Annotated in this window: 14 protein-coding genes and 1 pseudogene; all 15 read right to left on the bottom strand. The window is 65.4% G+C overall.

Annotated elements, in window-relative coordinates; genetic code table 11:
• A pseudogene (locus ET21_RS0114430) lies at positions 1 to 664 on the bottom strand (hypothetical protein); the annotation flags it as partial.
• 1 nt (position 665) lies between these two features.
• Complete coding sequence (locus ET21_RS0114425) at positions 666 to 1,157, bottom strand: hypothetical protein (protein ID WP_030540242.1); 492 nt, start codon at positions 1,155 to 1,157, stop codon at positions 666 to 668.
• Positions 1,158 to 1,195: 38 nt separating this feature from the next.
• On the bottom strand, positions 1,196 to 1,396 hold the full coding sequence (locus ET21_RS25935; protein ID WP_156029188.1) for a hypothetical protein: 201 nt from the start codon (positions 1,394 to 1,396) through the stop codon (positions 1,196 to 1,198).
• A 148-nt stretch (positions 1,397 to 1,544) separates the two neighbouring features.
• Positions 1,545 to 2,438 (bottom strand): hypothetical protein, encoded by an 894-nt coding sequence (locus tag ET21_RS0114415; RefSeq protein ID WP_030540241.1) that lies wholly within the window; start codon positions 2,436 to 2,438, stop codon positions 1,545 to 1,547.
• Positions 2,439 to 2,521: 83 nt separating this feature from the next.
• Entirely contained in the window at positions 2,522 to 3,892 is a 1,371-nt protein-coding gene (locus ET21_RS0114410; protein WP_030540240.1) for a hypothetical protein, read from the bottom strand.
• Positions 3,889 to 4,668 (bottom strand): hypothetical protein, encoded by a 780-nt coding sequence (locus ET21_RS26680; protein ID WP_051768185.1) that lies wholly within the window; start codon positions 4,666 to 4,668, stop codon positions 3,889 to 3,891. Before ET21_RS26680 ends, ET21_RS0114410 begins: the two co-directional genes overlap by 4 nt.
• Positions 4,669 to 4,692: 24 nt before the next feature.
• Entirely contained in the window at positions 4,693 to 5,190 is a 498-nt protein-coding gene (locus tag ET21_RS0114400; protein ID WP_030540238.1) for a hypothetical protein, read from the bottom strand.
• A gap of 92 nt (positions 5,191 to 5,282) precedes the next feature.
• Positions 5,283 to 5,681: a type II toxin-antitoxin system VapC family toxin gene (locus ET21_RS0114395; RefSeq protein WP_202807130.1), complete on the bottom strand. Its 399-nt coding sequence runs from the start codon at positions 5,679 to 5,681 to the stop codon at positions 5,283 to 5,285.
• Positions 5,678 to 5,923 (bottom strand): type II toxin-antitoxin system VapB family antitoxin, encoded by a 246-nt coding sequence (locus ET21_RS0114390; RefSeq protein ID WP_030540236.1) that lies wholly within the window; start codon positions 5,921 to 5,923, stop codon positions 5,678 to 5,680. The genes ET21_RS0114395 and ET21_RS0114390 overlap by 4 nt, the downstream gene beginning before the upstream one ends.
• 63 nt (positions 5,924 to 5,986) lie before the next feature.
• Complete coding sequence (locus tag ET21_RS28200; protein WP_193378977.1) at positions 5,987 to 6,496, bottom strand: hypothetical protein; 510 nt, start codon at positions 6,494 to 6,496, stop codon at positions 5,987 to 5,989.
• 21 nt (positions 6,497 to 6,517) lie between these two features.
• Positions 6,518 to 6,814 (bottom strand): hypothetical protein, encoded by a 297-nt coding sequence (locus ET21_RS0114380; protein WP_030540234.1) that lies wholly within the window; start codon positions 6,812 to 6,814, stop codon positions 6,518 to 6,520.
• 10 nt (positions 6,815 to 6,824) lie between these two features.
• The gene (locus tag ET21_RS0114375; RefSeq protein ID WP_193378976.1) at positions 6,825 to 7,538 is read right to left on the bottom strand and encodes a hypothetical protein; all 714 of its coding nucleotides are present in this window, start codon (positions 7,536 to 7,538) and stop codon (positions 6,825 to 6,827) included.
• A 32-nt stretch (positions 7,539 to 7,570) separates the two neighbouring features.
• The gene (locus tag ET21_RS0114370; RefSeq protein ID WP_030540232.1) at positions 7,571 to 7,831 is read right to left on the bottom strand and encodes a hypothetical protein; all 261 of its coding nucleotides are present in this window, start codon (positions 7,829 to 7,831) and stop codon (positions 7,571 to 7,573) included.
• Between the two features lie 220 nt (positions 7,832 to 8,051).
• Positions 8,052 to 8,786: a hypothetical protein gene (locus ET21_RS0114360; RefSeq protein WP_337587955.1), complete on the bottom strand. Its 735-nt coding sequence runs from the start codon at positions 8,784 to 8,786 to the stop codon at positions 8,052 to 8,054.
• Between the two features lie 30 nt (positions 8,787 to 8,816).
• Positions 8,817 to 9,090, bottom strand: a 274-nt coding sequence (locus ET21_RS0114355; RefSeq protein ID WP_237751566.1) for a zincin-like metallopeptidase domain-containing protein, incomplete at its 5' end; no start/stop codon positions are given.

Here is a 9,090-nt window from a genome sequence, read left to right as displayed (position 1 = left end):
AGAGCGACAGCCTACCTCTGACTGCCGCCAATCTTTGCAACAGAGCCTCTGCCGGGGCCATTCCTATGCACAGGAAGCAGCTCGATTTTTCGCAAACGGGCAGGCCCTCGGCCTCGATGCGGGCGATGCAGGCATCGCGATCCCAGCCCCATTCCTGCAACGGATAGCTGTAGGAATAGAGCGGATCGTCGATCGTGGCCGCATGGGCGGCGCGGGCACGATCGCGCACCCCGGCATCGAAGCCGATCAGGCGCGTGACCTTCTGGCCGCGCGCCCAGGCATCGATCGCAGGTTGCCACGTCTTCAGGAAGGCATCCTGTGGCGCCTTCTTATATTTTAGCGAACAGCTCGAGCCACCGAGGCTTTTGCTCGGAAGGGTCGCGTTCGTAAGAGCCATTTCGAGGAGCGAGTAATAAGCTGGCCAGTGTTTGAACCGCTTGGGCTGATAGCGCACAATCTCATGGCGGATACCGTGGTTTTTCATCCATGGGCCGATCACGTCGAGATAGGCGTAAGTCGAAGGCTTTTCGGTGCCGGTATCGGCGGTGAGGACGATCGCGGGCTTCTCCCCCCTGCTCACAAGCTCGATCAGGAGCGCGGTGGAATCGACGCCGATGCCGTAGGCGAGAACGACAGGCGGGCGCGGTGTGATGATCGCGGCCATGTCATGCGGCCTTGTCGTCATCGGCCGCAGTGTCGTCATCGGCCCCATCATCCCCCGCCAGTACGAGCGGCGGAATGTCGAAGTCGGCGGCATCGAACCAGGCGAGGATCGCCTCAATCGAGCCGAGTTGCTTCAATGCGGGGCGGCTGATCATCACGGTATCGCTTTCGTCGACCGGATAGCAGGCTGTTTCCCCCTTGCCGGTAAAGATCACGCGCTCCGATCCCCACTGGCCCGAGCAACCGCCCGACCAGCGCACGAACGCAAGGCCCAGTTCGATGCATTTCGCCTCGAGCGCGTCGAAACGGCCCCATGCCACCTCGTGAGCATAGAGGCGCAGCGACTGGCCTTCCTGCCGGTGCTCGGGCGCGAATGCCTCGCCGTCCCATTCGACCGAGAGGTCTTCGGCGGCGATCAACGCGAGTAGCTGCGAATAATCGGCTACACCGATCATTCCGCCGACTTCGATCGACGCGGACACACGATCAACCATGGTGTGGATCTCCTGGCATGTGGTGGAATGGACCGCCGTCAGGCAGGATCGTGTTCGATATGATCCGCGATTTCGGTGGCAACGTCGGGCCAGTCGCGAACCACGCGCTGCGACTGCGGCAGATCGTCCATGTCGGCGACCTCGAAGTCGTCGGACATGTGTGCGTAGTCGGCGGGATCGTATTCGTCGCCCCAGCACCAGGTGCCGTCAGGCCAGATCATCAGGATGTTCGCCTGCAAGGACGAGTTCGTCGTAGACTGGACGGGCGAGACTTGCGGGCGCGCTTGGGGGTGAGAGGCCATGAGTATTTCCATCTCTTGATGCGGACAGGGACCATTCCCCATCGCCATCCCTCCCCTTCCCCCTCTCCCCTCGCGGCTATGGGCTTCAGGTGCTCTCGAGTGCGGCATGGCCGCGCCACAAGTGCGCCTCGGCATCGACCAGGTGATCAAAGGTACGGCTGTCATTGCCGATGGTGACGATCCAACGCTCGCCATGCGCTTCGATGAAGCCGCAGCTATAGATGCGCCCTGGACTGTCGCGCGCGGCCCCGGAGCTTATGTCGGTGCCCGGTTCACAGCCCAACTCGCAACCGGCGCCGATCAGGCTGGCGACATGGACGCCGCTCATGCGCCAGATATCGAAGCGTTCGCCCTCATCGCTGGCCGTCAGGTAATGGGCCTTGGCGATCGTCCATGCGCCATTGGCATGTTCGATGTCCTCGCCGATCCCGGCAGCACGCTGCGCCGGGGTGAGCATTGGTGCGCGCTCGGATTCCCATGCCGCCAACATCACCATGTTGGCGTCGCAGTGATCGTGAGAGGCGCAGACGAAATCGGCATTGATACGGTTGCCGAGCCGCATGGCGCGCCACTGCGCCGGGGTTAGCTCCTGCATGAGGCCGCGCGCGAAGGCGCAGGCAAGGCGCTCGCGCGAGGCGATTTCGAGCGCGATGGTCCAGTCTTCGCCTGCATGGACCTCTTCCATGTCGTCGTCGTGGCTGCGCCGGGTCAGCAGGAACCGGGCGATGCCGGGAACTTCGCGCTGGGTGCGATCGGGATGATCGATCCAGATTTGCACCGGCTCGCCCATCGGCCCGGTGGCAACCTGGAAGCTGGGCGAGGTGTCGTTGTGCCAGCTGGTGTCGGTCCAGCCCGGCGGGATCGACGGCATGTCGCCGCGCGGATAGCCGGGGAACTCGCGCTGCCACACCGGCAGCGAAGGTGACGTGCAATCGGGACAGGTGGCGCAGCGCGTACAGCGGGTTGTGACAGGTTCCATGGTCAGGCTCCTTGGTTGAGGCGGGAATGGCCCCGCGCAGACAGGCTGGTGGGATTGCTGGTCGGGTCGATCGTGTGGTCGGCTCAGGCTGCGGCGTGCATCAGCCGGGTCGCGCCTGCGAAGGCGCGCAGGGCGGCGGCCATCTCGCGGCGCAGGTGCGTCTTGTTGGTGATGACGATCTCGGGATCGAGCGGCAGGCCCGCCGATGTGGCGTAACCCGTCGCGGGCGTGTCGCCGGCGACTGCAATGCGGATCAGATGCCCGCGCCGCGATCGTGAAACCGGCGTCGAAGCGGCGACAGGTCCAGCGTAGCGCGCGGTGAACTCGCCGAGCTTGCCGGTGAGACCGTGGATCGCCTTGCCCCATCGTATATGCCCTGCCCCCATGTTGGCCGCACCGTCATGGCCGCGATCGAGCCAGGTGCGCAGGTGCGCGCGCTGAAGCAAAGCGGTATGCCGCGTGCGCTCCATGGTCCGACACAGCGGCAGGATAGCGGCGAAGGCATCGAGGACGCGCAGATGCTCGCCCTGGAGCGCGGCCAGCACATCGTCGATCTCGCGGGCACCGATCAGGCGGCGCAGGGCATCGGCCTGCGCGGGATCGGCGATCAGGGCCTCGGCGCGTTCGTGCGTGAGCGGCCTTGGGAGCGCATCGAGAGACGCCGGTGCATAATCGTGGCCGCTGACGAACCCGGCCTCGGGATCGAGGACGACGATCGCGGCCTCGGCCGCTCCGGGCCGCGCGCGGATCTGCGCCAGCACATCGCCTGCGGTGCCGACATCGCTGTCGGCAAGGATGATGAGGCGCCGTGCCCAGCGTATCGGACGTGCATGGTCTCCCGGTTGCGGCCAGCTGCTGGGCAGCGGCCGCCCCGGGATGTTCGCGACATCGGGGGTGCGGCGGTTGTCGGCGCGCAGCGCGGCAAGGTTGCTGCGGCGCGCGGCATCGAACAGGTCTTCGCGGTTGCCGCCGCCATCGGCGAAGCCGCGATCGTAAGCGGCCAGCTGCTCGGGCGTACGGCGCGCATCTAGCGAGGGGCCATAAGGCGAGCCGCTATGCGCGCCATACCAGCCCCAGGCATAGGACACGGCCTCGTTCCAGTCGTAGCCGTGGCGGTCGCGGCCCTTGAGGATCGCAAGATCGTGATCGGCGATCTCGCCGCGTGCGGCCTTGCCGTCCATGAAGGCGAAGTTGCGCGCGCGCCGTTCGCGCTCATTCTCGGCAGCGATGGCGTCGTTGAAGGGTTTCATCGCCGTGACCCGGGCCTTCAGGCGCCCCATGCGCGCTTCAAGCGATGCGCCAAGGGGAAGATCGGGCCATGCCTGCCAGATCGCGGCGAGGGTCTCGGCCTGCTCGATCGGGCGCCCCCGCGCGATCCAGCATTGCGGATCGGCGGGGTTGAAGTCGGAGCCGGGGGCGGCGACGCTGGGGACGGGGGCAGCGGCGGCGGTCATGACCGTGCCAACGGCGCCATGAAGGCCGCCTCCTCGTCGACCGCAAGCCGGGTCGCAAGACCGCGCGCGATCGCCTCGCGATAGGCGACGGCGATCCAGAGTTCGTCGGGATGCCCCTGATAGTCACAGTCGACCAGGCCGATGCTGTCGCCATACTGCTCGATGCGCCGGCCATTGTAGGACACCAGCACTTCGCCCTGCGTGACGCTGAAGCGCTTGGGCTCGATGGACACCAGCGCGGGATTAAAAGGCGATATGACAGGCGCGTCGGGTGCAGGGATCGCGGAGAGGGCCTCGCGCAGCATGGTGGACGTGGTGTGAAAGGCTGGACCGTACTCGGTGATGACGACGTAGCCGCCGCCAAACTCGTCGCAGCGCAGCTTGTCTGACGTGCAGGACCATTCGAACCCGCAAGGAAGCGCGGACTTGGCGGCGACACGGATGAGATTTGCCACGGCTTCGATGCCGAACTGTTCGCCGCTGAAGGTCACCTCGCAAACGCCGCAGGAGTCAGCATCGCCTACGCGGATGTCGCAATCGAACATCGGGTAGGACGGATCGTCGAACAGCTCGAGGAAGCTGCCGAAGTGGTTCGGACCCTTCGCCGGGAACAGGGTGATGAAATCGTGTCCGAGTGCATCGAACGAGATCTTCAGGTCCGTGTCACTGTGATTGTCGGTCAGCAGATCGCTCGCGCGCTGCGCTTTAGCGACCATCGCTGCGTCCTTCTCGCTCATGAAAAGGCTGAAGGCGGCTTTGACGTAGGAATTGGACATGGCGGTGTGCTCCTTCAGGCAAGATCAGGCAGCGAGGCGCGCGCGGGCGGCCTCGGCCGCTTCGGGGAAGGCGGCGGTAAGGTTGGTGTGGACCCGCTCGAAATCGGGAATGGCGAACGTACCGTCCGGCCTCGGTCGCGAGACCAGCAGCGCGCCGACCACCAGTTCGCTGGCTTCGCGGCGCGGGATCGTGGCGACGCAGCCGTCATATTCGATCGGTGGGGAGAAGCAGGCCGAGATCCAGCTGGACAGGCCCTCTTCCACGGCCTCGGCATAGGTGGCGACGCTTTCGTCGGCCTCATCCTCGATGTGGAGGACCAGCGTGCGATAGGTACCGAAGTCGTGGTGGTTGGCGTACGACGCAAGGCGGCATCCCTTGGGCGGCAGGCCATGAAGCGCGATCACCGCCAGCATGTAGGCGTTGACCTCGAAGGCGTTCACGCGCGCGAAGTCAGGGGTCTGGCCAAGCTGCGCGCACGGCTCGTTCGCCGGCGCGCCGCCAAGATCGATGTGGTAAGACATGGGCTTCTCCGTCGATCCGACATGGATCGACAAGCCCCTTCCCCGCTCATCTCAAGGGTAATGGGATGCCCTGGGGGCGTATCGAATTGGTCTCAGGCCGCCTCGATGTCAGTCTGCGGGAAGTCGTCACCCTTGAAGAGCAAGGGCACGCCGGCGGCACGCGCGCAGGCATAGGCAAAGCAGTCCCCGAAATTGAGCGCGGCGGGATGGCGGGATTTGCCATAGCGATCGTAGGCTTCGACCGCCTGCCTGTGCGCTTCAGCCGGGACGGCGGTGATCTCGATCCCGGCCAGGCGCAGGAACTCCTCGACCGCCTCGTGCGCTGCGGGGGTCTCCAGATCGAGGATGCGCCTTACCGCGAGGGTCGATTCCCAGACCGCCAGCGGCGAGGTGATGCGTACGCGGGCATTGTGGAGGCGGCCGAGCAGGTCGGCGGCATCGCTCTCGCCTGCGAGGATGGCGGTGATTGCCGATGCATCGACGAACATCATTCGTCTCCGTAAAGGCCGTCGATGAAAGCCTTGTCGGCGGGCTTGCCCGCATTGGGACCGGCCTTGGCGCGCAGCGCGCGTGCGAAGTCGAGGCCCTTGTCGACAAGGGTGGGCGTGTGCTCTTCGCGCTCCAGCTCGTGCAGCAGCGCGCGGCGCACCGCTTCGGTCTTGCTCACGCGCTGGATCGCGGCAAGGCGCTGCGCCATGCGGTTGACCTCGGCGTCCTTGACGTAAAGAGACATCGGGATATCCTCCATGGGATTGGGATATACTCTATCGGGCGGTATATTCCAACCGCACTTGCGTCACTCCGGCTCGATGCTGAAGTTCCAGCCATGGACGTCGATCATCTCTGCCGCATTGCGGTCGTAGGCGATGAAGGTGGAATCAAGCTCGGTGCCCGGTTTGATCAGCAGTTCGAGGGTATGCAGCGAACAGTCGGCGATAATCGCCTGCGTGTACCCGGCCTCGCGCGCGGCCGCTTCGCTGCGGATCACCGGCGTTGCATGGGCGATGAAGGGTTTTGCAGCGATCTGCGCAGGCCCGTCGGCGGTGCCCAGCGTGCGCAGCCGGTCGGTCTCGAGCGTGACGCCAAGGTTGGCGGGAAGATCCGCATAGGGCTTTGCGATCTCGATGGCGGCGGCGGCGCTCGGGAGTTCTCCCGGCGCGCTCCCCACCCAGATGAAGGCCCATTCCTCGCCGTCGATGCGCGGATGAGGCTGCAACACCTGGACGAAGAATGTACCGAGGGGCCTGTCCCATCCGATGACGACGGAACTGGCGACGCCCTTACCGGGCAGGACATGACGGCTCATGGTCGGCTCCTTTGCGAGGGGTCAGTTTGCGAGAGTGGCCCATTCCGGGTGCCACGGCCTCGGGAAAGGGTCAAAGCGCAGCACGCCGGTGACCTGAGTGATTCCAGCGGCGAGCAGCCCTTCAAGGTGCATGAGGTAGGAGAATGCCTCGGCCATGTCGGTCTCGAGCAACTCGTCCAGCATGGCGGCCTCGTAGACAGCTATGGAAGTCATCGCCGTCCAGTCGAGCCCGTCCAGGAAGCGCTCGCGCCGTTCGACATAGCGTTCGAGGCACGCGAAGTCCGCCGTGGCGACGGCGATGGCCTGATCGATGTGCATGGCCACCTCCTCATGCCGCGAGGGGCTGGGCGGCGGCAGGCGCCATCGGCATCAGTGCCGGGACCGGCATGTCGGCGGGCATTGCCGCGACAATCGTTGGACCCGGGGCCGGTGCGATATCGGCAAGCCGCAACTCGCGCTTCAGCCGAGTGGCGAAGCGTTCGGCCTTGAGGAAGGCGGAGATACGGGCGAAGCGCAGACGCTCGCCTGCTGCGGGGCCGCGCTTCGCGAAGTAGCTGGCCTCGTTGTCCTCGTGGAGCGGACCTATGGCGAGCGATACCTCGATCTCGGGAGTGGTAAGCACCACGCTGCCGGATATCGCCGCATCGCCATAGTGCGAGGCGACCTCGTAGCGACCCTCGGGAAGATCCAGCGCGATGGCGAGACGCCGCATGGCATGCCGCCCGTCACGGTGGAAACGGTCCTTGGCCGCCTTGTCGTGAGACACACCGCGCAGCGCGAGCGCCAGCAGCGCGGGATAGCGATCCAGTTCGGCGATGCGGCGGGTGCAGGCGCTGCGCAGCGCGGGTTCTTCGCCTGCGGCCTCGGCCAGGCGGGCGAGATGGCGCGCGAGCAGGAGGATGGCGGGATCGCTGTCGGGGCCGATGCCGGCGACTCGGCAATCCTCGATGCCCCGGTTGATGGCGTGAAGCGCGGCGCCAAGGCTGGTCAGCGCGCTGGGATCGAGGGCCTGATGGTGGCGGAACGGCACATCGTAGGGCATTGCGAGGCACTCCGGTCAGATCGGGCGCATCCTCACGCCCGTCTTTCCCCTTCCCCCTCCACTCCCGTGTCTCGGGGGGTATTTCCGGGTAACGGACATTCCAGCTCAGCCATGAAGCCGTCAGGGTCGATGAACATGGCGAGCGCGCGCAGGTAATCGGCATAGGCGAAGCGCGAGACCTCGCTGTCGAACTCGTGGTCCGTGGCGGTGAGCACGCTGCGATATTCGCTGGCGAGGGTTTCGCCGCTGGCGCGGATGGTATCGGCAAAGGCGCGAAAATGGCGGTAGCGCATGAGTTTACTCCCTGAAACTTCGCCTTTTCCCGCCCCTCCCCTTCAGATGCCCCGGTGTCCCGCCCCCGCGCGGGGGCGCTTGAGGCAGCGCAAGCCACGAAAAGAGGATCAGGCGCAGGCGGCAGCGCTGCGGGTCAGGGGTGGGCCATCGTGGTTGTGCTCGATGACTCGCCAGGGCTGGAGCGGATCGAGGGTGGCGACGACCGAGACGGCAAGGCCGTCATCGGCCATGCGGCCAGCGACGCGGATCGCATGGGCGCGGCTGCACAGCACCGCGCGTAGTGCGGAAAGCGTGCGGATCGGGATCTGTGTCATGGGGCTGGCTTTGCGGATTGAGGAAGGGGGCAAAGACGGTGCGATGCACGCGGGTACGTCGTACCACGTTCCACTCGCGCTCGCGAAAGCCGGAGATCCTGTAGCGGCCGTGGCCGTCCGGAACGCGAAAGGTGATCGAGCGGCCACGTTTCTCGATGATGAACTCGCTGCCCTCGTAGCCGTCAGTGAAAGTGAGGGGCTCTGCGAGCCGGATGCGCATTCCGTCCTCGACCTTCCGGGAACGCATCTCGAGGTTGGCGCGGCAGCGTTTCCGCCAGTCGAGGGCATATTCGTTGTCGGTCGGCGACAGCCGATCGAGGATATGGGCGGGGCAGCTATCCTCGCACGGCCCCATTTTTTCGCTCATATCCTTGAACCCGAAGTGGAGATCGTCCTTCGCCCTCGGGTTCCACCGCACGAGGCAGACGATGCCGAGCACTTCGGTTATCTCGCCGTTGGCGCGGTACTCGACGGCCGCGTAGTAGACCCTGTTGCCGGGACAGGACGAGGCAAGGACGCGCGCGCTGTGCGCGATGCCGTCCTCGCCCGGCTCCCAGGCGAAGGTGAACTGGGCGTCGAGATAGGATTTGGGAGTAGCGTGCCCGCTCATGTGATGACGGTTCATGTATAGCCAGCCCATGGGGTGGTCTCCTCAGGTGATGGTGATGGTTCATGCCGCCGCCCTCATCGGCTCGGCAGTATCGTCGACAGACGCGGGGCGGCTGAAGGCGACGAGGTAGGCGAAAGCCTGTTCGGCCTTGCTCGCGGCGGTGAAGATCGCGCTGTGATCACTGGACATGACGTCGATCCAGTGCCCCACGTAGCTGGCATGGCTGTCGTGAAGCTCGCTGGGCAGGCCAAGCTCGGCACAGATTGCCGCGCTGGTGAGCTCTACGACATATCCTGACAGTCCAGCCCTAATGTGACTTCCACCGCAAATTTTC

Source organism: Sphingobium sp. DC-2, assembly GCF_000722555.1.
GTDB lineage: Bacteria > Pseudomonadota > Alphaproteobacteria > Sphingomonadales > Sphingomonadaceae > Sphingobium > Sphingobium quisquiliarum.
Note: the sequence above shows the minus strand (reverse complement) of the source record. Positions and strands in the feature narration are given on the sequence as shown.

Excerpts from the sequence above, each read along its gene's own strand:
- ET21_RS0114425 (WP_030540242.1), bottom strand. The coding sequence starts at position 1,157 with ATGGTTGATCGTGTGTCCGCGTCGATCGAAGTCGGCGGAATGATCGGT.
- ET21_RS0114415 (WP_030540241.1), bottom strand. The coding sequence starts at position 2,438 with ATGGAACCTGTCACAACCCGCTGTACGCGCTGCGCCACCTGTCCCGAT.
- ET21_RS0114410 (WP_030540240.1), bottom strand. The coding sequence starts at position 3,892 with ATGACCGCCGCCGCTGCCCCCGTCCCCAGCGTCGCCGCCCCCGGCTCC.
- ET21_RS26680 (WP_051768185.1), bottom strand. The coding sequence starts at position 4,668 with ATGTCCAATTCCTACGTCAAAGCCGCCTTCAGCCTTTTCATGAGCGAG.
- ET21_RS0114400 (WP_030540238.1), bottom strand. The coding sequence starts at position 5,190 with ATGTCTTACCACATCGATCTTGGCGGCGCGCCGGCGAACGAGCCGTGC.
- ET21_RS0114395 (WP_202807130.1), bottom strand. The coding sequence starts at position 5,681 with ATGATGTTCGTCGATGCATCGGCAATCACCGCCATCCTCGCAGGCGAG.
- ET21_RS0114390 (WP_030540236.1), bottom strand. The coding sequence starts at position 5,923 with ATGTCTCTTTACGTCAAGGACGCCGAGGTCAACCGCATGGCGCAGCGC.
- ET21_RS28200 (WP_193378977.1), bottom strand. The coding sequence starts at position 6,496 with ATGAGCCGTCATGTCCTGCCCGGTAAGGGCGTCGCCAGTTCCGTCGTC.
- ET21_RS0114380 (WP_030540234.1), bottom strand. The coding sequence starts at position 6,814 with ATGCACATCGATCAGGCCATCGCCGTCGCCACGGCGGACTTCGCGTGC.
- ET21_RS0114375 (WP_193378976.1), bottom strand. The coding sequence starts at position 7,538 with ATGCCCTACGATGTGCCGTTCCGCCACCATCAGGCCCTCGATCCCAGC.
- ET21_RS0114370 (WP_030540232.1), bottom strand. The coding sequence starts at position 7,831 with ATGCGCTACCGCCATTTTCGCGCCTTTGCCGATACCATCCGCGCCAGC.
- ET21_RS0114360 (WP_337587955.1), bottom strand. The coding sequence starts at position 8,786 with ATGGGCTGGCTATACATGAACCGTCATCACATGAGCGGGCACGCTACT.